Raw genomic sequence first — 23,282 nt, forward strand, 5'->3', positions numbered from 1 at the left:
TCCGGCCAACGCGGCGACAGAGTAGCGCGACAGAACTTAGCAGATTGGATTGCCCCGGGTGCTCCCCGACAAAGACGGTCGAAATGCGGCGTGCCCCGGCGCGGGGCGCTACAGCACCCGCGGGAGCGCCGCCGTGAGCAGCGTCACGCCGGAGACCGTCAGGAGGCCGAGCACCACCCGGCGGAACGCCGTCTCGCTTAGGCCGACATAGACCCGTGTGCCGAGGAAGACCGGGATCAGCATGGCGGGCAGCACCACGGCCAGCATCGGCAGCGCCGTCCGGGTGACGAGTCCGGAGCCGAGATAAACCAGCATCGTGACCGCCAGCATCGTCAGGTTGAAGTTCTGGATGATCGTGCGCTGCACATCGCGCTCGTAGCCGCGCAGGACGCACCACAGGGTCGGCAGCGTGCCGGTGAAGCCGCCGAGCCCGCCGAGCAGGCCGCCGCCCAGGCCGACGACGGCATCCGCCAGCCGCCCGCCCACGGTGATCCGCGGCAGGTCCTTGGCGAGCAGCATCGCCGGGCACCACACGACCAGCAGGGTGCCGAGCACCAGCTTGAACCAGTCGGCATTGAGGTGCGGCAGCAGGAGCACGCCCAGCGGAATCCCGGCCAGCCCGCCCAGCACGAACGGGGCGAGGCGGGCCCGGTCGAAGCCGCGCCGGACCGTCACGGCGGCCACGATCTGGCCGGTCAGGGATCCGGCCACCGCCAGGACGGCGGCCAGTTGCGGATCGATCACCCAGGCCCAGAACGACAGGGCCACGAGCCCGAAGGCGAAGCCCGACAGCCCCTGCACGAACCCGGCGACCGCGGCCCCGAAGCCGACGACGAGATAAACGGACAACGCCATCGGGTACGCGGCTCGGAAAGATCCCGCTCCCGGTCTTTCCGATTCGCCCACCGGATCCGAGCCTCCGGCCGAGCTTGCGGGGGGTGTTCGCGGACAGCCGGGGCGGATTGTCAGGGGGGGCTGGAGGCTCCGGTCCGGAACCGAGACGCGCCCTCGCTGCGCGGCGATCCGGGGGGTTCACATATCGGTCGGCGTTGATCGCGACGTGCCCCGTCTCCCGTGCGAGAGAGGCAGGGGTGAAGGATACGCCCTCTCCGGAAGAACCCGTCCCCTCAACCCTGTCCCTCTCGCTAACGGGAGAGGGGACCCGCGCCACAGCGTTCACGGCCGGAGACCGCTTGACGCGGAAAACCCAACGAAAAAGGGCGCCTCGCGGCGCCCTTCTCGTATCGTCGTCGACCGGGATCAGGCCTGCGGCTGCGGCTCCAGGCCACCGTCGCTCTCCTTCGGGCGGCCACGGCCCGCGGAGGGGACCGAGGAGCCCCGGGCCGGGGTCGGGGGCACGTCGCCGCCGTCGCGGAGCGGGGGCTGGCCCTTCAGCAGGTTGCGGATCTCGTCGCCCGAGAGGGTCTCGTATTCGAGCAGCCCTTGAGCGAGCGCCTCCAGGTCGTCCTTGTGCTCGGCCAGGATGCGCCGGGCCTCCTCCAGGCCGGTCTCGACCAGGCGGCGGACTTCGGCGTCGATCTTCTGGGCGGTCGATTCCGACACCGATTGCTGCCGGCCCATCGACATGCCGAGGAAGACCTCGTCGTTATTCTCGCCGTACGCCACGGTGCCGAGCTCAGGCGAGAAGCCCCAGCGGGTCACCATCATCTTGGCGAGACGGGTCGCCTGCTCGATGTCCGACTGGGCGCCCGACGTGACCTTGTCCCGGCCGAAGGTCATCTCCTCGGCGATGCGGCCGCCCATCATGATCGCCAGCCGCGAGGTCATCTGCTCGAAGCTCATGGAGAGCTTGTCGCGCTCGGGCAGCTGCATGACCATGCCGAGCGCCCGGCCGCGCGGGATGATGGTCGCCTTGTGCACCGGATCGGTGGCCGGGACGTTGAACGCCACGATGGCGTGGCCGCCCTCGTGATAGGCGGTGAGCCGCTTCTCGTCCTCGGTCATCACCAGGGTGCGCCGCTCGGCGCCCATCATGACCTTGTCCTTGGCGTCCTCGAACTCGTGCATCGTGACGATGCGCTTGCCGCGACGGGCCGCCAGCAGCGCCGACTCGTTGACGAGGTTCATCAGGTCGGCACCCGAGAAGCCGGGGGTGCCGCGGGCGATCACCTTGAGGTCGACATCGGGGGCCAGCGGCACCTTGCGGACATGGACCCGCAGGATGCGCTCGCGGCCGGTGACGTCCGGGTTCGGCACCATGATCTGGCGGTCGAACCGGCCCGGGCGCAGCAGCGCCGGGTCGAGCACGTCGGGGCGGTTGGTCGCCGCGATGATGATGACGCCTTCGTTGGCCTCGAACCCGTCCATCTCCACGAGGAGCTGGTTCAGGGTCTGCTCGCGCTCGTCGTTGCCGCCGCCGAGGCCGGCGCCGCGATGGCGGCCGACCGCGTCAATCTCGTCGATGAAAATGATGCAGGGCGCGTTCTTCTTGGCCTGCTCGAACATGTCGCGCACGCGGCTGGCACCGACACCCACGAACATCTCGACGAAGTCGGAGCCCGAGATGGTGAAGAACGGCACGTTGGCCTCGCCCGCGACCGCCCGGGCGATCAGCGTCTTACCGGTGCCGGGCGGGCCGACGAGCAGCACGCCGCGCGGGATCCGGCCGCCGAGCCGCTGGAACTTTTGCGGGTCGCGGAGGAATTCCACGATCTCCTGGAGGTCTTCCTTGGCCTCCTCGACGCCCGCGACGTCGTCGAACGACACGCGGCCGTGCGCTTCGTTCAGGAGCTTGGCCTTGGACTTGCCGAAGCCCATGGCGCGGCCGGCGCCGGACTGCATCTGGCGGCTGAGGAAGATCCAAGCGCCGATGAAGACGAGGATCGGCAGCCAGCTCACGAGCAGCTGGATGAACCAGGGGGTGTTGTCGGACGGCGGGCGGGCCGTGATCGTCACGCCCTTGCCCTGGAGCTTGGAGACCAGGCTCGGGTCGTTGGGCGCGTAGCTGGTGAAGTTGCCGCCCCCGACATAGGTGCCGGACACGTCCTGCCCGGAGATCACCACCGACTGGATCTTGCCGGCATCGGCATCGTTGAGCAGCTGGCTATAGGCGATCTCGCTGCCGCCGCCCCGGTGACCCGGGTTCTGGAACAGCGTGACGAGAGCCAGCACCAGCAGGAAGATGACGACCCACAAGGCAAAGTTGCGAAAATTCGGGTTCATCGATCGATCCTTGGTGCGTGCGGCCCCCTAGACGGACACCTCGCGCGGCTTTGCCGGTCCATCCGTGCACACCTCGCCAATGTAGGCGGGGGGGGCTGCGTTGCCAAGTAAGCCGCTCCCCCCTGCGGCGAGGGCAGCATCTATCCGTCAATCGGTGGTCTTGTGCCGGCGAGGCGGCGCGGCCGCCAGGCTGACCGTGCCGGCGGCATCCGCGGCGATCAGGATCCCGGCCAGGGTCCGCCGGATCGGCTCCCGGCGGCGCAGAGCCGGCAGCAGCGCCCCGAGGACCAGGGATTCCAGGCGCTCGAGGCGGCGCGGCGCGGCCCCGGCCCGGGTGAGGGCGGCGTCGAGACAGCGCAGGGCCGTGGCCTCCGGCAGGGTCGCCAGCACGGCGCCGTCGAGGCGCATCGCGGCGGCATCGGTATTCTTTGCCGGGAGCACAGCCGCCGCGAGGGCGTGTGCGGCCATGACCCGGAGGGCGGCGTCGTCCCGGGCGGCCCGCTCGGCCAGGCGTGCGAGCCGCGCCGGGCTCAGGCCCTCGGCCGCCAGGGCGGCCCAGGTGGCGCGCAGGCGGGCGCGGGCGAAGCGCGGATCGGCATTGGCCGGATCACGGACATGGGAGATGCCGCGGGTCTCGCACCACGCCGTCAGGGTCGCCTTCGGCAGGCCCAGGAACGGCCGCCCGAGGGTGATGCCGGGGGCGAGCGGGCGCTCGGCCCGCATGCCGGCGAGACCGGCCGGTCCGCTGCCGGCGGCAAGCCGCATCAGCACGGTTTCCGCCTGGTCGTCCCGGGTATGGCCGGTGAGTACAAGGCCGGCGCCGACCGCCTCGGCATGGGCGGCCAGCAGCCGGTAGCGGGCGGCCCGGGCCGCGTCCTGCAGGCCGGTGCCGGGCTTCGAGCCAGCCCAGGCGAGGACCGCGTGCGGCAGGCCGAGCGCCCGGGCCGCCCGGCCGACGCCCTCGGCTTCCGGGCCTGAATCCGGGCGCAGGCCGTGATCGACGGTGGCGACCCGCACGGTTGCCCCAAGCGCGGCGGCGGCGTGCATCAGCGCGCTCGAATCGGGCCCCCCCGAGACGGCGAGCAGCACGCCGCGCTCGGGCCCACCAAGCCAGGGCGCGAGGGCGCGGAGGACCGGATCGTCCGACGGTCCAGTCATGGATTCAAAAGGTCCCCGACCTTTTGCGGGTCCAGGGCAGAGCCCTGGTATCTCGTGGGCTCCGCCCCGACGCCCCGCCAAAGGGCACGCCCTTTGGGATCCCCGGTCAGGCCGCGCAGCGGGCGCGCTTCTGCTCCCGGGCGACGCCCTGGCGGACGCCGGAGCCGGCATTGGGGAATTTCCGGTCCAGCTCGGCGAGCGTCGCGCAGGCCTGCTCGCGGGCGCCCAGCGCGTTGAGCGTGACGCCGAGCTTCAGCATCGCGTCCGGCGCCTGGGACGAGCGGGCGTAATCGGTGGAGACCTTCAGGAACTGCTCGGCCGCCTCGCGGTTGCGGCCGCGGGCCAGGTAGCTCTCGCCGAGCCAGTAGGTCGCGCCGGCGACCCGGTTGTCGCGGGGATGCGACTGGATGAACTGGCGCAGGCCCATCTCGGCCTGCTCGTACTGCTTGGAACGGTAGAGCTCGACCGCGGTCTCGTAATCGGCGGACGGATCGCCGGTCCGGGTGGCGGCCACGCTCTCGGCGGGGCGGGCCGCCGGGACCGGGATCGCGCCGGTGCGGGCCGGAGGCCGCAGGTCCACGGGCTCGTCGTAGCCGGGGGCGGCGCCCTCGGCGTCCGGATCCTCGTCGTCGATCGCGGCCCGGGGCACCGCCTGCGGCCGCACAGGGGCCGCCTCGGCGGCCTCCCGGGCCGGCAGCGGCGGGGAGGCCGGCGTGCTGCCGAGCGGCATCGGCGCTCCGGGTGCGCCAGGGGCCTGGGACGGGTCGAAGGCGTCGCCGCGCTTGCCGGGGCGGCCGGAGCCCGGATTACCACCGTTGACCGTACCGGACGGGGCGGGGGCCGCCGAGGGCGCCGACGGGCTGGATCTGCCGCCGCCCTTACCCTCGTTCAGGCGAAACTCGACATCCTCCTGGAACTTGCGCAGCTGCTCTTTCAGCTGCCGGTTCTCGTATTGGAGGGTCTCGATCTGCCCGGACATGATCCGGGACTGGTTCTCGATGCGACCCAGGCGCACCACCAGTTCCGAGGCATCCTGCGCGGCGGCCGGATGGCCGAGGAGCAGGGCCCCGAGGATCGTGGTGAGCGCGAGGCGGGTGCGAAGGCGGGCGGGCATGATGGGCTGCGGTCCGATGGAAGCGCGAGGCCCTATCAGATGCGCCGTTCCGCGGCAAAACTGCGGCGCGGTCCGGTCGAACCCGGGGCCGACGCTGTCTTCGCAGAAAAGCCTGCCGACTCTGTGAAGAATCGGCAGGCGGACGGACCTCTTGGCCGTCTCTGCGAAGATTACGCCCCGGCGCCGCGGTCGAGCACGATCACCGCGCGGCGGTTCTGCGACCAGCACGAGATGTCGTTGCACACCGCCACCGGCCGCTCCTTGCCGTACGAGACCGTGCGCATCCGGCTCGCCCCGATGCCCCGGGTGGCCATGTAGTCGTTGACCGCCTGGGCCCGGCGGGCGCCCAGCGAGAAGTTGTATTCGCGGGTGCCGCGCTCGTCGGCATGGCCCTCGATGATGAAGGTGTAGCGCGGGTAGCGCTGCAACCAGGCGGCCTGCTTGTCGAGGGTCGCGGTGGCGGTGGGGGTCAGGTCGGTGGAATCCGATTCGAAGAAGACCCGGTCGCCGATATTGACGACGAAGTCCTGTGCGCTGCCCGGGGTCGCGGCGCCGGCGCCGAACGCGGAGGCGTCGGCGAGGTCCTTGTCGTTGCTGCAGGCGCCGAGTCCGAGGCCGGCGCAGAGCGCGAGGCCGAGGGCGAGTGCGCGGAAACGCTGGGGCATGATCGTTCAACTCCTCGAGCGGGGCCGAAGGCCGGCTGCGGGTCTTCGAGGCGGGTCCGCGTCGTCCTGAGCGCCGGTGATAGGCGCGGATGGTTAAGCGACGGTTCCGGCGGGCGCCGCGCAACGTCCTGCGGGCCCGCTTCGGTCGGCGGCGTGCGCTGCCGCACGCACGGCCATGCTGACGCGCCCGGATTGCGGCACCGCCGGGGCGATCGGGCCGGGCGATCGATCAAGCCGAGCCGTTTCCGCCCCGCGAGTTGCCGCGATGCAACAGGGCCGGATACCGCATCCGGGAGCGTTTTAAGACATTCTCAACCCTGTCGGGCCTTGATTCGCCCGGAGCGCTCGCCGTCGACGCGGCTACCGGTTCGGCACACGCGAGCGCTTTCCGATCCAAAGACGCCGCGCGATTCCCGGACCCCCAATGCGCCCCGCCCAGTGCGTCCTCATCGTTGAGGACAGCTACCTGCTCCTCGAGATCATCGCGAGCCTGTGCGAGACGCAGGGCATCCGGGTGATCGAGGCCTCCACCGGGGAGGCGGCGCTGACGCTCCTGCGGGCGCGGGGCCACGAGATCGACTGGCTGTTCACCGACATCCACCTGCCCGGCCTGATCGACGGCTGGACCGTGGCTCACGCGTTCCGGGCGCTCCATGCCGACCGGCCGGTGGTCTACACCTCGACCGATGCGAGCGGCGGCCGGGGCGTGGCCGGCAGCCTGTTCCTGCGCAAGCCGTTCCAGGTGGAGGCGGTCAACCGGCTGGTCCGGATGATGGGCGACGGCCTGAGCGACGCCCCGCTCTGCGCGGTGGGCTGAGCGCGCCCCGGTTACCCGGCCCGGAACAGCGCGACGATCTCGGGGGTGGCGAGCCAGGTCTCGACCCGCTGGCACGCGAGGTCGCCGGCCGGCAGAGCGTCGTAGAGGGAAAAGCTCGCCGCGATGAAGCCCGGCAGGTCGTAGAGCCTCGGGAAGTCGTCGCCCCGGGGCTTGGTCTTGAACAGGTACGAGCCGATGAGGCCGAAATGCTCGGCAATCGGCGGGTAGAGCGGCCAGACCACGTCCTGGACCAGCTCGTCGCCGAGGTAATCCTCGATCTCCACGGGCTCCGGCGTGAACCCGCTCTCCTGAAGCAGGCGCCGGGCGATATCGCCGATGACGAAGGCCTTGGGGTGGTTCATCAGGTGCATGAAGGCGCCGCGCCGCGCCCAGCGGGTCACCTCCCGGTCCAGGCCGAAGCCCAGGGCGGCGGCGGCCCCGACCAGCTCGCGCACGGCCGGGTCCCAGTGGTCGAGGTAGCCCAGGCGCCGGAACACGGCCTCGCGGAACAGGCCGGCGGTGCGGCCGGCATCGAGGCCGAGCCGGTGGGCGCAGAGGGCGATCGCCGAGTGGTACTGCCCCGTCGGCGAGGGCGCGAGCTTCAGGGCGGCGAGGTCCGAGGCCTGGCCGGCATAGACCATGTCCGGGTGGAAGGCCGAGAACACGATCGCCGGGAACAGCTTGAGCCGTGGGTCGGCCGCCCGCAGAGTGGCGACGTCGCCGCCCGGGATCAGCCCGGCCGGGAAGGTCTGCGAGAAGACGTAATCGTGGGAGCGGAGCGTCCGGACCAGACCGTCGATATGGCCGTGGTCGCGCTTGAGGTAACCCATCGGTATGTAGCGCACGGGGCTGCGCGGGGCGAGCAGGCGCATCGCCTGCGCGATGCCCCGGGCCTGGCAATTGCCGAGCACCGCGATGGCCGGCCCGTCACGGGTCGTGGCGGCGCGCGCGCGGTTTCGCCATGGTGTCGCCCAGGTGGGCGCCCAACTGGGTGTCGACAGGGACAACGCGCTGCGGGCGCGCCGGGGCAGATCGTTCAGGGCCACGTCGCGTGCCGGGGTCAGCGGACGGATCAGCAGCCCCGAGGGCAGTTGCCGTCGTGAAGAAGAGGGTTCGAAGATGGCGTTGAATCCGTATACGGGTCTACCGGCCGAGCGATTCTGGCGCAAGGTCGTGACGAACGTGCCGCCCTTCGCGGTCAATCCGCACCCGAAGGACACGTTCGCGATCGGGCCGACCGACAAGGTCGCCACCGGCGGCTCGTGCTTCGCGCAGCGGGTGGCCGAGGCGGTGCGCGGCGCCGGCTTCAACTACTACCTGACCGAGCCGCCGCCCCCCGGCATGAGCGCCGAGGAGGCCAATGCCCGCCAGTTCGGCACTTTCTCGGCCCGCTACGGCAATCTCTATTACACGCGCCAGTTCGTGCAGCTGTTCGACCGGGCCTATGGCCGGTTCGAGCCCGAGCTGAAGGCGTGGCTGCGCGACGACGGCCGCTACGTCGACCCGTTCCGCCCCACCGTCGAGCCGGCGGGTTTCGCCAGCGAGGCCGAGGTGGTCGCCGCCCGCGACGCGCATCTGGCCGAGGTGCGCCGCCTGTTCGAGACCCTCGACGTGTTCGTGCTGACGCTGGGCCTCACCGAGGGCTGGCGCTGGCGGGGCGACGGCGCGGCGCTGCCCCTCGCCCCCGGGGTCGCAGGCGGCACCTTCGATCCCGAACTCTACGAGTGCGTCAACGCCGGCGCCGGCGAGGTGCTGGGCGACCTCAACGGCTTCCTGGACCGGCTCTGGAGCGTGAACCCGAAGGCCCGGGTGATCTTCACGGTCTCGCCCGTGCCGATGATCGCCACCTACATGGACCGGCACGTGATGGAGTCGAACAGCTACTCCAAGTCGGTGCTGCGGGTGGCGGCCGGCGAGGTGGTCGGCCGGGGCGATCCGCGGGCGGTGTACTTCCCGGCCTACGACATCGTCACCAGCAACGTGAATGCCGGGCGCTACTACAACGAGGACCAGCGCACCATCAACGACGCGGGCGTGCGCCACGTCATGCGGCTGTTCCTGTCGACCTTCGCGCGCGACCGCGCCGCCGCGGCCCCGACCCACGCCCCCGTGGACCTCGCGGCCGAGTTCGAGGGCAATGCCGGCGTGATCTGCGACGAGGAGGAGATCGAGCGCAGCGTGGCGTGAACGGCGGGGGATTTGCCTCCGGGCAGGTGTTTCGGGCAAGCTCAGCAGCCTGGGCGCTCGCGCCCGTCCGGAGTCGATCCCCTTGAGCCTGCCCCCGCCCCGCCAGCCCGACCACGCGATCGACCCGGTCTTCGTGGCGCGGCACTCGCCCCGCGCCTTCACGGGCGAGGCGCTGCCCGAAGCCGAGCTGATGCGGATGATCGAGGCGGCGCGCTGGTCGCCGTCGGCGTACAATTCGCAGCCGTGGCGCTTCCTCTACGCGCTGCGCGGGGACGCGAACTGGGAGACGTTCTTCGGCCTGCTCGTGCCCGGCAACCAGAAATGGGTCTCGGGCACCGGCGCGATCCTGTTCCTGGTCTCGAACGGGCTCATGAAGGTCGGCGACGCGTTGAAGCCGTCCTACAGCCACTCCTTCGACGCCGGCACCGCCTCGCTCGCCTTCCAGCTCCAGGCGATCCACCAGGGCTGGCACGCCCACGGCATGGTCGGGTTCGACCATGTCCGCGCGCCCGAGGTGCTGCGCCTGCCCGAGAACCACCGGATCGAGGCCGCCTTCGCGGTGGGCCGCAAGGTCGCGGAGGCCGACCTCACCGAGGAGCAGCGTCCGCGGGAGGCTCCGAACGGCCGCCGCCCGATCACCGACTTCGTCATCGCCGGCGCGTTCCCGCCCTCCGGCACCTGAGGCGGTCCGGAACCGGAGTCTACGACCCGGGATTGTGTCGGCAGCGCAACGGCGCCGGCCCGCGCCCCGCCTTCTCCCGCCCCGCCACGATCGGAGCCTGCCCATGGACCCGAAAGCCTCGGTCCCGCCCGGCGGCAGCGCCGTGCCCGATCCGTTCCTCGACGCGGGTGGGTTCGACCATGCCTCCGGCCTCCAGACCGTGGCCGACCGCCACGGGGTGAGCCTCGATGCGGTGCGCCACCTGGTCCAGGCGCTGGAGCGCGGGCACGGCACGATGGCGCAGTTCAACCATCCCGACCTCGGCGGGATGGGCCAGTGGTTTTCCGGCGGCATGGTGATGGTCGGCCGGATGTTCGACGACGGCCTCAAGGCCCGGGTCGACGCCCTTTGCACCGAACTCGCCGCGGCGTTGCCGGCGGGCGGCTTCACGGAGGTCGGGCCTGCGTCGCAGCGCGGCGGCGGTGAGTGGTGGCCCGCCGGCCTCGGGGCTCCGGCGAGCACCGGCGCGCAGGACGGCCTGCGCTACGCCTATTTCCCCGACACGCGGCGGCTCGCGATCGAATCGGGCACCGGCATCGCGCTCTACGATACCGGCGAGCACCACATCTCCGGGGTGTCGCAGGCGAACGGCAGCCTCGATTTCACCGGCCCTCGGGGCGTCGTCGCCCTCGACCGCCTGCGCCGCATCGAGGCGGAGACGGCGGCCCCCCGGCAGGTCGATCCGGCCGAACCGCCGCCTGTCCAACCGAGCGCGCCCCCTGCCCAGCCGAGCGCGCCCGCGCCGGTGCCGGCCGCCTCGGGCGACGTGCTGGCCACGATCGAGCGCCTGGCGGAGCTGCACGCCCGGGGCGTGCTCAGCGCGGCGGAATTCTCGGACAAGAAGGCGGAACTGCTGGCGCGGCTCTGAGTCTTCGCGCTCCCGACACGCCCACCTGCGCCCTCCTCCTGAAGGGAGGCGGAGGGGTGTGTCCTAGGCTGTCAGCCGTCCGGATACCGACCCGGTCAGGCGATGCCGGCGCGCAGCAGGTCGTGGACGTGCACGATGCCGACGGGCCGGCCGTCGGTCACCGCGAAGATCGCGGTGATCAGCCGGCGGTTCATCAGCTCGAGGGCGGCCTGGGCGAGCTTGTGCGGCTCCACGGTGATCGGCTCGCGGGTCATGATCGCCGAGACCGGGGTGTCGAGGATCTCGGGGCCCATGTGGCGGCGCAGGTCGCCGTCCGTGATGATGCCGACGAGGCGCCCGGCGCCGTCCGTGACGCCGACGCAGCCGTAGCGCCGCGCCGCGATCTCGATCAGCACCTCGGACATCAGCGCGGTCTCGTGGACCAGCGGCATGTCTTGGGGGCCGTGCATCACCTGCTGCACGGTCTTGAGGCGGGCCGCCAGCGTGCCGCCGGGATGGAGGGTGTGGAAGCGGGCCGAGGTGAAGCCGCGCCGCTCCAGCAGCGCCACCGCCAGGGCGTCGCCGAGCGCCAGCTGGATCAGGCTGGAGGAGGTCGGGGCGAGGTCGTGCGGGCAGGCCTCGCGCACCCGCGGCAATTCCAGCAGCACGTCGGCGGCCTTGCCCAGCGTGCTGGCGCCGTTGCGGGTGATGGCCACCAGCGGGATCGAGAAGCGCCGGCTGAAGCCGACGAGGTCGGAGAGCTCCGCGGTCTCCCCGGACCAGGACAGGGCGATGATCACGTCGTCGCGGGCGATCATGCCGAGGTCGCCGTGGCTCGCCTCGGTGGGGTGGACGAAGAACGCGTGGGTGCCCGTGGAGGCCAGCGTCGCGGCGATCTTGCGGCCGATATGCCCGCTCTTGCCGATGCCGCTGACGATGACCCGGCCCTTGCTCTGCAGGATGGTCTGCACCGCCTCCTCGAACGCGACGCCGAGGCTGCCCTGGAACGCCGCGCTGGTCTCCTGCAGGGCGGCGATGCCCAGTTGCAGGCTGCGGATCCCGATATCGCGGGTGCCCGCGAGATGCGGCGAGGGCGCGTCGTAGGGGTCGTCGCGCAGGGCGCTGGAAGCGGGAGCGGTCATCGGTTCCGTTCTGGACCCGTCGAGCAGGGTCCGGCGCCGCGAAGGCGAAGCGAAGCGAGGTTTTCGACGCTAGGGAGCCGTCATGGTTGAAATGTGACGCCGGGACGACATGCCGCCCCTCTCTGTCCGCCCGGCGGTTGAAGGCCCGCTCCGGCGGGTCCATGCTCCGCATACGCCAGCCAAAAAGGGCCCGAGCCCCATGACCATCCGCTTCCCCGATCCCGACCCGAACATCCTCGCCCGGCGGGGGGAGATCCTGGCGGGCCTCGCGCCCCTGGTCGCCCCGGAGGCGCTGGTGGTGAGCGAGGACGAGCGCCGGGCCTTCGAGACCGACGGGCTCACCGCCTACCGGCAGATGCCGCTGGCCGTGGTGCTGCCCTCGACCACGCGGGAGGTGGCGGCCGTGATGGCCTATTGCCACGCCGCGGGCGTGCGGGTGGTGCCGCGGGGCGCCGGCACGTCGCTCGCCGGCGGGGCGATCGCGCAGGGCGACGCGATCATCCTCGGCGTCGGCAAGATGACCCAGGTGCTCGACCTCGACTTCGAGAACCGCACCGCCCGGGTACAGAGCGGGCTGACCAACCTGGCAATCTCGGGCGCGGTCGCCCACGAGGGCTTCTTCTACGCCCCCGACCCGTCGAGCCAGCTCGCCTGCACGATCGCAGGCAACATCGCGATGAATTCCGGCGGGGCGCACTGCCTGAAATACGGCGTGACCACCAACAACCTGCTGGGCGTCACCCTGGTGCTCAACGACGGCACCGTGGTGGAGGTGGGCGGCCAGCACCTCGACAGCCCCGGCTACGATCTCCTGGGCCTCATCTGCGGGTCGGAGGGGCAGCTCGGCATCGTCACCGAGGCGACCGTGCGGATCCTGCGCGCCGCCGAGGGCGCGCGGCCGGTGCTGGTCGGCTTCTCGAAGGTCGAGGATGCGGGCGATTGCGTCGCCGCGATCATCGCGGCCGGCATCATCCCGGTGGCGATCGAGTACATGGACCGCGAGGCGATCCTGATCACCGAGGACTTCGCCCAGGCCGGCTACCCGCGCGACGCCGAGGCGATGCTGATCATCGAGGTCGAAGGCTCGGATGCCGAGTGCGACGCGATGCTGGGGCGCATCGAGGCGATCGCCAAGGACTTCAGGCCGACCAGCGTGCGGGTGTCCCGCTCGGAAGCCGAATCCGCCGCGATCTGGAAGGGCCGCAAGTCGGCCTTCGGGGCGACGGGGCGCATCTCGGACTACATCTGCATGGACGGCACCATCCCGACCGGCCAGCTCGGCCCGGTGCTGGAGCGGATCGGGGCGATCTGCGCCGGCCACGGCCTGCGGGTGGCCAACGTGTTCCACGCGGGCGACGGCAACCTGCACCCGCTGATCCTGTTCGACATCAACACGCCGGGCGAATTGCAGAAGGCCGAGGCCGCGGGCGACGCGATCCTGAAGCTCTGCGTCGAGGTCGGCGGCTGCCTCACCGGCGAGCACGGCGTCGGGATCGAGAAGCGCGACTTGATGCGATTCCAGTACGCGCAGGTCGATCTGGAGCAGCAGATGCGGGTGAAGGCGGTGTTCGACCCCGACTGGATGCTCAACCCCGCCAAGGTGTTCCCCCTGGACGGACGCCTGGAGACCAAGGCGGCCTAGAGCCCTTGATAGAGCGCCCGCGCAGTCCCGGGCTTCCAAGGGGCTCAGCCCCTGGGCGGGTCGTCAGGGCGGAGCCCTGATGGAGCCCCGGCCTCCCGATCAGGCCGCCACGCCGCCGCGGGTCGGCCCGGCCTCGGGCCGGCGCAGGCTGCCGGCGGTCCGGGCCAGGATCGCGGCGAGGTCGGCCACCGGGGCGGGCGGGCCGAACAAATTGCCCTGCAGCTCCTGGCAGCCTTCCTCCCGCAGGATCCGCGCCTGCTCGGGGGTCTCGACGCCCTCGGCCAGGACGTCGATCTTCAGGGCGCGCCCGAGCCAGATCATGGCCCGCAGGATCTCGACGCTGCCGCCGTCCCGCGCGAGGCTGCGCACGAAACCCGGGTCGATCTTGAGCTTGTCGAACGGGAACCGGTGCAGGGTGCCGAGGCTCGAATAGCCGGTCCCGAACTCGTCCATGGCGATCCGCACGCCCGCGGCGCGGAACGCCCGCAGGAGCGACAGGTTCGCGGCGTTGTCCTGCAGCAGCACCGCTTCGGTGATCTCGAGTTCCAGGCGGTCCGGCCTGAGCCCGCTGTCGGCGAGCGCCGCCCGGACATCCGCTTCGAGGCCGAGGCCGGCGCATTGCAGCGGGGACAAGTTGACCGCGACCTTGACCGGGTCCGGCCAGGACGCGGCGGCCCGGCAGGCCGTGGCGAGGATCCAGGCGCCCAGCGGCCCGAGCAGCCCGACCTCCTCGGCCAGCGGGATGAACTCCGCCGGGCCGACCTCGCCGTGCTCGGGATGGTGCCAGCGCGGCAGGGCCTCGAAGCCGTGCAGGGCCTGGCCGTGCGCCCCGACGATCGGCTGATAGTGCAGCACGAACTGGCCCCCGGCCAGCGCCCCGCGCAAATCGCCCCCGAGTTGCCGGCGGCGCTGGATCTCGACATCCATGGCCGGGTCGAAGAAGCGCCACGTACCCCGCCCGGCGGCCTTGGCCTGGTACAGGGCGATGTCGGCCTGCCGCAGCAGCGTGGCGGCGGTGCCGGACGGATCTTCGGCGATGGCGATGCCGATGCTGGTGCCGATCACCAGGGTGTGGCCGTTCACCGCGACCGGCGTCTCGAGGGCCGCCACGAGGCGCCGTGCCAGGCGCGCGGCGTCGGCGGGCAGGGGCGCCGTGCCGAGGACGATGGCGAACTCGTCGCCGCCGAGCCGGGCCACGAGGTCACCGACCGCCACCGTGGCGGCGAACCGGGCCGCCACCGCGCAGAGCAGCGCGTCGCCGACCGGATGCCCGTAGGTGTCGTTCACGACCTTGAAGCCGTCGAGGTCGAGGCACAGCACGGTCGCCGGCGCGCGGGCGTCGCAGCTGGCCAGGGCCGCGTCCATGCGCTCCTTCAGGACGAGGCGGTTCGGAAGGCCCGTGAGCGCGTCGTGCCGGGCCATGTGGGCGACCCGGGCCTCGCTCCGGCGCCGCTCGGTGACGTCCTCGTGGGTGCAGAGCCAGCCGCCGCCGGGGATCGGGGCGTGGACCACGTCGACCGCCCGGCCGTCGGCGAAGTCGCAGGTCAGCGACACCGCGTGGCCCTGCGCGGCGGTGCGCTCGCAGGCCGCCACCAGCGCCCCCGCGGCCGCGGATCCGAGGCCGTTGCGCGGGTCGCTCAGGTGGCCGAGGAGGGCCGGGAGGGCGGTCCCGGGCCGGCGCAGCTCCTCCGGGACCGCGTACATCCGCGCGTAGCGGGCGTTCATGACGATGAGGGCGTCGTCCCGGTCGAACAGGCACAGGCCCTGGACCATGTTGTCGAGGGCGATGCCGAACCGGGCGTCCTGGAGCCGCAGCGCCCGCTCGCCGCGCTCGCGCGCCTCGGCCGCGGCCCGGGCCGCCTCGGCCTGGGCGAGCTGATCCTGCGCGCGGGCCTGCCGGCGGCCGAGCAGCACCAGCGCGAGCAGGCCGAGATCGAGCAGGAACGCCGCCACCCCCACGATGGTCGCCTGCTGGTGCGCGGCCGCCAGGCAGGCCTCCGCGGTGCGGCTGATGCTGAGGACCAGCGGGTAGTTCTTCAGGGCGTGGGCGGCGATGAGCCGATCCTGGCCGTCGATCGGGCTGACGGTTCGCAGGACGCCGCCCTGCGCGGCCCGGGCGGTGATCAGGGATGCGCCGGCGCTGGGGAAGATCCGGCCGATCGTCCCCTCGCGGTGCGGGTGCCGGACCAGCAGCATGCCGTCGTTGCGGAACAACGACACCACGGCGTCGTCCGCGGGCGCGATCTGATCGTACAGGCTCTCGAAATAGCTCAGCTCGACCGCGCCCAGGATCAAGCCCAGGAACGTGCCGTCCGGGGCCGCGACCTTCCGGGCGATGTAGATCGTCCAGGCGCCGTCCCCCCGGTTCGGGACCGGGCGGCCGACGTAGCGCTGCAGGGTCGGGTCGGCGGACAGCGCCTTGAAGTAGTCCCGGTCGGCGATGTTGACGGACGGGATCGGCCAGTAGCGGCTGAAGTTCAGCAGCTGTCCGGTCCGGTCCACCAGGGTGATGGCGTTGGCCTGCGGCAGCGCCGCGATCCAGGTCTTCAGCGCCGTGTGCATGGAGGGACGGGACGCCGCCTCGGCATAATGCGCGCCATCGGCGATCCCCGCCTGGCGGAATTCGGCCAGCACGGCGTCCTGGACGAGCTCGATCGCCTGCAGCGCCCGGTCCGCCTGGTCGGCCAGGACCGTGGCGAGGCCGCCGAGGCTGCGCTCGTTGTCGTCGACCGCGCGCGTCTCCAGGTGGGCGATGAACAGCGCGGCCGCGGCCGTGATCACCAGCCCGAGGCCGATGGCCGTCCAGGCGCGCAGATCGCGGGCCTGCCGCCACCGCCGCAGGCGCACATGCCGGGCCGCCCGAGCGAAAAACGGGAAGATTGACTTATAACCCACCAGAACACGCTCGGACTACGCTCTATAACAGGGCTATATTGCCCCCGTTAATGAGTTGTTGTGCCGAAAGCGTAAACCGGAGGACAATCCTGCCATACATCCTTCTCGATGGATGGCCGCCCGCGTCCGCGAACAGGAGGAAGCGCAGCGGGAAGTCGGAAGCGGGCGCCTCACCCGGCCGCGCGCAGGACCGGGACCGTCGTCAGCCACGCGCCGGTCTCCGGGCGCTCCGCCATGAGGCGCGTCAGGGCGGCGGCCGGCATCGCCCGTCCGTAGTGGAAGCCCTGGCCGACCTTGCAGCCCAGCGCCCGCAGGACGACCTCCTGGCCCTCGGTCTCGATGCCCTCGGCGACCGTGTCGAGGCCGAGGTCGTTGCTCATCCGGATGATCGCACGGGTGATCGCGGCATCGTTGGCCTCGGTGAGCAGGTCGCTCACGAAGGTGCGATCGATCTTCAGGGTCGTCAGCGGGAAGCGCTTGAGGCTGCTCAGCGAGGCGTAGCCGGTGCCGAAATCGTCGAACGCGATCCGAACGCCCAGGGCGCGCAGGTCCCGGATCGTCCCGAGGGTGCGGTCGTCGTTCTGCAGCACGACCCGCTCGGTGATCTCCAGCTCCAGCGCCTCCGGCGGGACCCGGTGGCGGGCCAGCGCGTCGGAGACCTCGCGGACGAGGTTTCCCGTCTTGAACTGGGCGGAGAACAGGTTCGCCCCGACCCGGAACGGTGGCAGCCCCTGGTCCCGCCAGGCCGCGATCTGCCGGCAGGCGGCATCCAGCACCCAGGCGCCGACCGGGAGCGCCAGCGGGCTCATCTTGATGGCCGGGAGGAACGTGCCGGGCAGGAGCAGGCCGCGCTCCGGGTGCTGCCAGCGGAGCAGGGCCTCGGCGCCGACGAGCCGGCCGCTCGTGAGGCAGATCTGCGGCTGATAATGCAGCACCAGCTCGTCGCCGTGCAGGGCGCGCAGCAGCGCGTCCTGGGTGTTGCGCAAGGCCGTCGCGGCATGGCGCATCTCGGAGGCGAACATCCGGGCGGAGCCGCCGCCCTCCTGCTTGGCCCGGTACAGCGCGAAATCGGCGCTGGCCAGCAGCTCCTCGCCGTCGCGGCCGTGCTCGGGGGCGAGGGCGAAGCCGATGCTCGCGCCGGCCCGCAGCACGTGCGTCTCGACCACGACCGGGTCGGCCAGCGCGGCCAGGACCGCGGTGGCGCAGGCGCGCGCCGCCAGGGGGTCGCCGGTGCCGGGCAGCAGCACCACGAACTCGTCGCCGCCCAGGCGCGCCATCACGGCCCGGCGCGGCAGCACCGCCGGGATCCGCACCGCGAGCGCCTGCAGGAGCGCATCGCCGACCGCGTGGCCGAGGCTGTCGTTGATCGCCTTGAACCCGTCGAGATCGACCAGCAGCACCGCGGCCGGCTGGCCGCGCCGGTAGAGGTCGTTCAGCAGGGTTTCGAACCGGCGGCGGTTGGTCAGGCCGGTCAGGGCATCCTGGTGGGCGAGGCGGAGCAGGCCGGCCTCACGCCGGCGCCGCTCCGAGATGTCCCGGATGATGGCGCCGAGATTCGGCCCGCCCTCGTCGTGCCAGACCGACAGGGCGATCTCGGCCGGGCATTCCGCACCGTCCTTGCGCCGGACCATCACCTCGATGGTGCGGCCGGCGACCTTGGCCGCGTCGCCCGCGAAGATCCGTTTCAATCCGGCCGTGTGGGCCGCACGCATGCGCTCGGGCACGATCAGATCGAAGGGCTCCCCCAGCATCTCGTCGTGGGTGTAGCCGAACAGCGCGGCGGCGGCCTGGTTGGCGAACCGGATCCGGCCCTCGCGGCTGATCGCCAGCAGCGCCAGCTCGGTGGCGTTGGCGAAGCCCATCATGGACACCCGGGCCAGCTCGCTGCGCCGCAGGGTCATCTGCTGGACCACCAGGGCGGCGAGGTCGGCGAGCGCCCGGCGGTCCCGGGCCGGGAAGTGGCGGCGCGGCACCGTATCGGCCACGCACAGCGCCCCCAGCCGGAAGCCGTCCGCGGTGATCAGCGGGGCGCCGGCGTAGAAGCGGACGAAGGGCGGTCCCACGGCCAGGGGATTGTCGGAGAAGCGCGGATCGCGCCGCGTATCCGGGATGACCAGGAGATCGTCGGACCGGATCGTGTGGGTGCAGAACGAGGCGCCGCGGGCCGTCGGCGCGGGATCGAGACCGACCTGATCGAGGCCCACCTGATCGAGACCGACTTGCGCCTTGATCCATTGATGGTGCTGATCGATCAGCGAGACGTAGGCGATCGGCGCGCGGAACAGCCGTGCCGCCAGCTGGGCGATGGCGTCGAACCGCTCCTCGGGGGCGGTCCCGGCGATCTGGAACGTGCCCAGGGCGTGAAGGCGCAGGGTCTCCTGCTCGGCCAGGACGCAGTCCGACGTGGTCGCTGCCGACACCGATTTCGCTCCCGGCCCTTCAGCTCGACCCTCATGGGCGCTGCAGGACACGACTGTAAACAGCGAATCTTATCGTAGGTTTAAATCAGCGGTTGTCGATCTACGGTGATCACCAGCCCGGCCGTAGAAGCAGGGCCGCATGCTGGTATCCATGACATGGCTCCCGGCCGTCTCCGGTCGAGAGCCAGTATCCGGCCGGCCCGTGGCGCGGCGATCCAGTTTGTTTCCGGTCCGATTGCTGCTGGCCGGCTGCGCGAAAGCCTCCCTCTGCGCCGAGCGGCGCGGAGGGAGACCGGGGCTGGCGCTCAGGCGGCCTCGACGGACTTGCGACTGGTGCTGCGGCCCTTGGCGGGGGCGGACTCGGCCTTCTCGGCCTTGCGGCGGCCGCCGCGGGCCGGCGCGGGCGCCGCGGCAGACTCGACGTCCGGCTCCTTCTCGGATGGCTGGGTGCGGCCGGGCTGGCCGAGACCGAGGCTCTTGGCCAGCGCCGAGCGTTGCGCCGAGTAGTTCGCCGAGGTGGTCGGGTAATCCGCCGGCAGGCCGTACCGCTCGCGGTAGCCCTGCGGATCGAGGCCGTGCTTGGTCAGGTGGCGCTTCAGGGTCTTGTACGACTTGCCGTCGATGAAGCTGACGAGACCATCTGGGCGGATCGACTTGCGGACCTGCGCCGGGGTCGGCCGCTCGACAGTGTCTTCCGCCGCGGTGGAAGGCCCGGAGCCGATCGAATTCAGCGCCTCGTGGATGCTCGCGATCAGCGCGGGCAATTCGGTCGGGGGCAGGGAATTGTTGGCGACATAGGCCGCAACGACGTCCACGGTCCGTTCGATATAGTGCGCTTGGGATGCGGACGCTTCTTCGGACATTCTTGCTTTCCTTGAGTTGGATGTGTGTGGGAATGGCGGCTTACTGCGAGTTAAGACAGCCGCAGGAAAAAGCAAGGTGATCCATACAATTCCATGTGATCGATTGAAAGTTCAGGTCTACATCGGCCGGCCAAGGTTACAGGTTGAAGTTGCATTGGCGCCATTATCCAGGCACTTGCGCGGCGCTATATCCTGGCCTGCGCGACGAATGCTGGCACTGGCTGGAAGCGAGGTTTTCGTTGGTGGGAGAGACCGTTACGGCCAAGGTCAGCAGTTCCCGCGGGGGGTCTTGGCGCGACTTTCCCGGCCGTTGACCGGTCTTGCCGCCGCGCCGCAAAATATTTTTGCAGGATCGCCGATCGCCTGTGGGTTCCGGCACCGTTGAGGGCGGGATCCGGGCTCAGGCGAAGGACTTGCGGGGGTCGAACGCGTCGCGCACTGCTTCGCCGGCAAAGACCAGGAGGCTCAGCATCACGGCGATGACCAGGAATCCGGTGAGACCGAGCCACGGCGCGGTCAGGTTGTCCTTACCCTGTGCCAGCAGCTCCCCCAGGGAGGGCGAGCCCGGCGGCAGGCCGAAGCCCAGGAAGTCGAGGGAGGTCAGCGTGGTGATCGAGCCGTTCAGGATGAAGGGCAGGAAGGTCAGCGTCGCCACCATGGCGTTGGGCAGCAGGTGGACCGTCATGATGCGCAGGTTCGACAGGCCGAGCGCCCGCGCGGCCCGGACGTATTCGAAGTTCCGCGCCCGCAGGAACTCCGCGCGCACGACGCTGACCAGCGCCACCCACGAGAACAGCAGCATGATCCCGAGCAGGACGAAGAAGCCGGGGGCGATGAAGGCCGAGATGATGATGATCAGGTAGAGGGTCGGTATCCCGCCCCAGACCTCGATGAACCGCTGGAACGCGAGATCGACCCAGCCGCCGAAATAGCCCTGCACGGCCCCGGCCACGACCCCGATCGCCGAGGAGACCGCGGCCAGGATCAGCCCGAACAGCACCGAGATGCGGAACCCGTAGATCACCCGCGCCAGCACGTCCCGGGTGGTGTTGTCGGTGCCGAGCCAGTGCCACGGGATGTCGGCGCAGGTCGCCCCGCCGAGTTTTTCCGCCACCGGCTTGCACTGGGCGTCCGAGAGCATCCAGGTCGGCGGCGACGGCGAGGGTGTCGGCAAATCCTCGTTGATCGTGTCGTAGGAGAACCGGATCGGCGGCCAGAGCGCCCAGCCGTGCTCGGCGATCTCCTTGCGGATCTCGGGCGACCGGAAATCCGTGACCGCCAGGAAGCCGCCGAACGTCTCCTCGGGGTAGTCCACCAGCACCGGGACCAGCCACTCGCCCTTGTAGGACAGGACGATCGGGCGGTCGTTGGCGATGAACTCGGCGAACAGGCTGAGGACGAACAGCGCCGCGAAGATCAGGAACGACCAGGAACCGAGGCGGTTGCGGCGGAAGGTGTCGAGCCGGCGCCGGTTGAGCGGCGACAGCCAGCCGCGCCCGCCCGAAACAGGGGCCGGCGCGGGAACGGCCTCATCGGGCCGCAGGACGGTCGGCTGGGCGCCCGGCAACGGCACCGTGACGACCTCGCTCTCACCGGCGCGCGCGGTCTCGTTCATGGCCGCGGACCCTGTGGAACCAGAAGATTCTTGAGGACCGGAAGAGCCTTGCTGTGGCAGAGCAAGGTGCCGGATCCAGACGAGACCGGGCAAGGCGCCGGTCTCGTCCCCCGTGCGGGCGAGGGGGCACGGCGCAGCCGGAACGAGCCGACGCGGAAAAACCGCAGATCGGACAGCGAGACGGTCACGGAACGGGGGCTACGACCCTTCGACCCTCGTAAACCCCGGACACCACTCAGGCGTCGAGGCGGGTCGCGGTGCCCTCGATCTCGTTCGGGCGGACGCCGCCGGACCGCTCCATCCAGCGGCGCAGCAGGCGGACATTGCGGCGGTTGGCCTTGAAGGCGGCGTCGAACAGGTCGCCCGCCAGGGGGACGACGCCGAGCAGACCGTCGAAGGCGACGTTCAGCCCCATCCGGGCCACCAGCCAGCGGGGGGCGCCCAGGCGCTTGGCCTCGTAGACGATGAACGAGGAGATCACCATGCCGGCCACGTCGCCGATCACTGGCACGAGCCCGATCAACGCGTCGAACCCGACCCGCCGGTTGATCCCCGGGATCACGAAGGCCGTGTCCATGAAATGCGCCAGCGTCTCCAGCCGGGCGAGGCTGGCCTCGCGGTCGAGATCGGCCGACAGGAACGGCGGCAGGCGCGACGACGCGCTGCCGGGAAAGGTGCTGCCGGGAAAGGTCTTGGCGCCGGCGGAGGGGCCGGTCCGGGAAGCCTGGGAGAAATCCATCGTGGGGATCCGTCGGAGAGCCATCACCGTCAACGAGGTGGCCCCCCCGGGGGATCCCCGCAAGCAAAGCGCCTGCGACCATCATGCCGCACCCCCGGCCACGCCGCGCATCCGCGCGAGGGCGGTGTCCAGGGTGGCGTCGGCCTTGGCGAAGCACAGGCGCACGAGGCTGCGCACCGAGCCGTCCGGGTAGAACGCGCTCACCGGGATCGCGGCGACGCCGTGGCGGGTGACCAGAGCCTCGCAGAAGGCGACGTCGTCGGCGTAGCCGAGCCCGGTGATGTCGATGTTGAGGAACCATGTGGCCTGCGCCGGCAGGACCCGGAAGCCGAGGTCGCGCAAACCGGAGGCCAGCCGGTCGCGGGAGGCCGCGTAGCCGGCCCGCATGGCCTCGAACCACGGCTCGGGCTTGCCGAGGCCGTACGCCACCGCCTCCTGCAGGTTGGGGGGCGTGGTGAAGGTGAGGAACTGGTGCGCCTTGGCCAGGACCGGCATCAGCCGGGCATCGGCCATCACGAAGCCGACCTTCCAGCCGGTGAGCGAGAAGATCTTTCCCGCCGAGCCGATCTTGACCGTCCGCTCGCGCATCCCGGGCAGCGCCATCAGCGGCCGGTGGCGGGCGCCGTCGAAGACCACGTGCTCCCAGACCTCGTCGCAGAGCGCGGTGACGTCGAACCGCGTGCAGTACCGGGCGAGCAGCGCCAGGTCGTCCGGGTCGAACAGGGTCGCGCTGGGGTTCAGCGGATTATTGAGCACCACAACCTTCGTGCGCGGGCCGAACGCGGCGGCCAGCGCCGCCTCGTCGAGCCGGAAGGCCGGCGGCTGCAGGGCCACGATCCGCGGCACGCCGCCCGCCCGCTGCACCAGCGGCAGGTAGGCGTCGTACATCGGCGCGAACAGCACGACCTCGTCGCCGGGCTCGATCAGCGCCAGCAGGGCCCCGGCGAGCGCCTCGGTCGCCCCGGAGGTCACCATCACCTCGGTCTCGGGGTCGAGGGCGAGGTCCTGGTGCCGGGCGTAATGCGCGGCCACGGCCTCGCGCAGGGCCGGCACTCCCATCATCGGCGGATACTGGTTCCAGCCGTCGAGGAGCGCCCGGGCGCCGTGCTCGCGCACGTCCGCGGGGCCGGGATCGTCCGGGAAGCCCTGCCCGAGATTGACCGCGTCGTGGGCCCGGGCGAGCCGCGACATGGTCTCGAACACCGTGGTCGGCAGGGCGGCAAAGACCGGATTCATGCGGTGCGGGACGCCGCTTGGGGCGCAGCAGACAGGCT

General features: G+C 71.3%; 18 protein-coding genes. 5 read left to right on the top strand and 13 right to left on the bottom strand.

The features are described 5' to 3' along the window. Positions 1-108 precede the first annotated feature (108 nt). The 5 genes from AC0IY0_RS18375 to pal all read right to left on the bottom strand — a co-directional run bounded on the left by AC0IY0_RS18375 (position 109) and on the right by pal (position 6,120). Positions 109-855 carry a sulfite exporter TauE/SafE family protein gene (locus AC0IY0_RS18375; RefSeq protein WP_461230275.1) on the bottom strand — a complete coding sequence of 249 codons (747 nt, stop codon included), beginning with the start codon at positions 853-855 and terminating at the stop codon, positions 109-111. Between the two features lie 405 nt (positions 856-1,260). Beyond that, entirely contained in the window at positions 1,261-3,183 is a 1,923-nt protein-coding gene (gene ftsH, locus AC0IY0_RS18380; RefSeq protein ID WP_147910788.1) for an ATP-dependent zinc metalloprotease FtsH, read from the bottom strand. Between the two features lie 147 nt (positions 3,184-3,330). Continuing rightward, a complete protein-coding gene (gene tilS, locus AC0IY0_RS18385; protein WP_471764925.1) occupies positions 3,331-4,341 on the bottom strand; it encodes a tRNA lysidine(34) synthetase TilS in 1,011 nt (336 codons plus the stop codon). A gap of 106 nt (positions 4,342-4,447) precedes the next feature. Further along, entirely contained in the window at positions 4,448-5,455 is a 1,008-nt protein-coding gene (ybgF, locus tag AC0IY0_RS18390; protein WP_419828711.1) for a tol-pal system protein YbgF, read from the bottom strand. A gap of 170 nt (positions 5,456-5,625) precedes the next feature. Beyond that, positions 5,626-6,120 (bottom strand): peptidoglycan-associated lipoprotein Pal, encoded by a 495-nt coding sequence (pal, locus tag AC0IY0_RS18395; RefSeq protein WP_147909994.1) that lies wholly within the window; start codon positions 6,118-6,120, stop codon positions 5,626-5,628. 424 nt (positions 6,121-6,544) lie between these two features. Here pal and AC0IY0_RS18400 point away from each other — a divergent pair, with 424 nt between their 5' ends. Then, positions 6,545-6,937 carry a response regulator gene (locus tag AC0IY0_RS18400; RefSeq protein ID WP_419828710.1) on the top strand — a complete coding sequence of 131 codons (393 nt, stop codon included), beginning with the start codon at positions 6,545-6,547 and terminating at the stop codon, positions 6,935-6,937. A gap of 11 nt (positions 6,938-6,948) precedes the next feature. Here the strand turns inward: AC0IY0_RS18400 and AC0IY0_RS18405 are convergent, their stop codons facing one another. Beyond that, positions 6,949-7,983, bottom strand: a complete 1,035-nt coding sequence (locus AC0IY0_RS18405) for a WcbI family polysaccharide biosynthesis putative acetyltransferase (protein ID WP_246692959.1) — start codon at positions 7,981-7,983, stop codon at positions 6,949-6,951. Positions 7,984-8,056: 73 nt separating this feature from the next. Between AC0IY0_RS18405 and AC0IY0_RS18410 the strand changes: the two genes are divergently transcribed. The 3 genes from AC0IY0_RS18410 to AC0IY0_RS18420 all read left to right on the top strand — a co-directional run bounded on the left by AC0IY0_RS18410 (position 8,057) and on the right by AC0IY0_RS18420 (position 10,713). After that, a complete protein-coding gene (locus tag AC0IY0_RS18410; protein ID WP_147909992.1) occupies positions 8,057-9,124 on the top strand; it encodes a GSCFA domain-containing protein in 1,068 nt (355 codons plus the stop codon). 82 nt (positions 9,125-9,206) lie between these two features. Then, positions 9,207-9,806 (top strand): nitroreductase family protein, encoded by a 600-nt coding sequence (locus tag AC0IY0_RS18415; RefSeq protein WP_147941504.1) that lies wholly within the window; start codon positions 9,207-9,209, stop codon positions 9,804-9,806. Positions 9,807-9,909: 103 nt separating this feature from the next. Continuing rightward, the gene (locus AC0IY0_RS18420; RefSeq protein WP_147909990.1) at positions 9,910-10,713 is read left to right on the top strand and encodes an SHOCT domain-containing protein; all 804 of its coding nucleotides are present in this window, start codon (positions 9,910-9,912) and stop codon (positions 10,711-10,713) included. A gap of 95 nt (positions 10,714-10,808) precedes the next feature. Here the strand turns inward: AC0IY0_RS18420 and AC0IY0_RS18425 are convergent, their stop codons facing one another. Further along, entirely contained in the window at positions 10,809-11,834 is a 1,026-nt protein-coding gene (locus AC0IY0_RS18425) for a KpsF/GutQ family sugar-phosphate isomerase (protein WP_471764927.1), read from the bottom strand. 199 nt (positions 11,835-12,033) lie between these two features. Between AC0IY0_RS18425 and AC0IY0_RS18430 the strand changes: the two genes are divergently transcribed. Then, on the top strand, positions 12,034-13,476 hold the full coding sequence (locus AC0IY0_RS18430; protein ID WP_147941502.1) for an FAD-linked oxidase C-terminal domain-containing protein: 1,443 nt from the start codon (positions 12,034-12,036) through the stop codon (positions 13,474-13,476). Between the two features lie 99 nt (positions 13,477-13,575). Here the strand turns inward: AC0IY0_RS18430 and AC0IY0_RS18435 are convergent, their stop codons facing one another. The 6 genes from AC0IY0_RS18435 to AC0IY0_RS18460 all read right to left on the bottom strand — a co-directional run bounded on the left by AC0IY0_RS18435 (position 13,576) and on the right by AC0IY0_RS18460 (position 23,244). After that, positions 13,576-16,371 carry a bifunctional diguanylate cyclase/phosphodiesterase gene (locus tag AC0IY0_RS18435; protein WP_147909987.1) on the bottom strand — a complete coding sequence of 932 codons (2,796 nt, stop codon included), beginning with the start codon at positions 16,369-16,371 and terminating at the stop codon, positions 13,576-13,578. Between the two features lie 170 nt (positions 16,372-16,541). Continuing rightward, positions 16,542-18,791, bottom strand: coding sequence for a putative bifunctional diguanylate cyclase/phosphodiesterase (locus tag AC0IY0_RS18440; protein ID WP_147909986.1), 2,250 nt, complete (start codon positions 18,789-18,791; stop codon positions 16,542-16,544). 305 nt (positions 18,792-19,096) lie between these two features. Then, positions 19,097-19,654, bottom strand: coding sequence for a Ros/MucR family transcriptional regulator (locus tag AC0IY0_RS18445; RefSeq protein ID WP_147909985.1), 558 nt, complete (start codon positions 19,652-19,654; stop codon positions 19,097-19,099). A 400-nt stretch (positions 19,655-20,054) separates the two neighbouring features. Then, entirely contained in the window at positions 20,055-21,269 is a 1,215-nt protein-coding gene (locus AC0IY0_RS18450) for an ABC transporter permease (protein ID WP_419828707.1), read from the bottom strand. Between the two features lie 235 nt (positions 21,270-21,504). Further along, positions 21,505-22,008, bottom strand: coding sequence for a DUF4112 domain-containing protein (locus tag AC0IY0_RS18455; RefSeq protein WP_147909983.1), 504 nt, complete (start codon positions 22,006-22,008; stop codon positions 21,505-21,507). An 81-nt stretch (positions 22,009-22,089) separates the two neighbouring features. Beyond that, positions 22,090-23,244, bottom strand: a complete 1,155-nt coding sequence (locus AC0IY0_RS18460) for an aminotransferase (RefSeq protein WP_147909982.1) — start codon at positions 23,242-23,244, stop codon at positions 22,090-22,092. Positions 23,245-23,282: the final 38 nt, after the last annotated feature.

It is taken from the genome of Methylobacterium sp. AC315 (genome assembly GCF_979253755.1).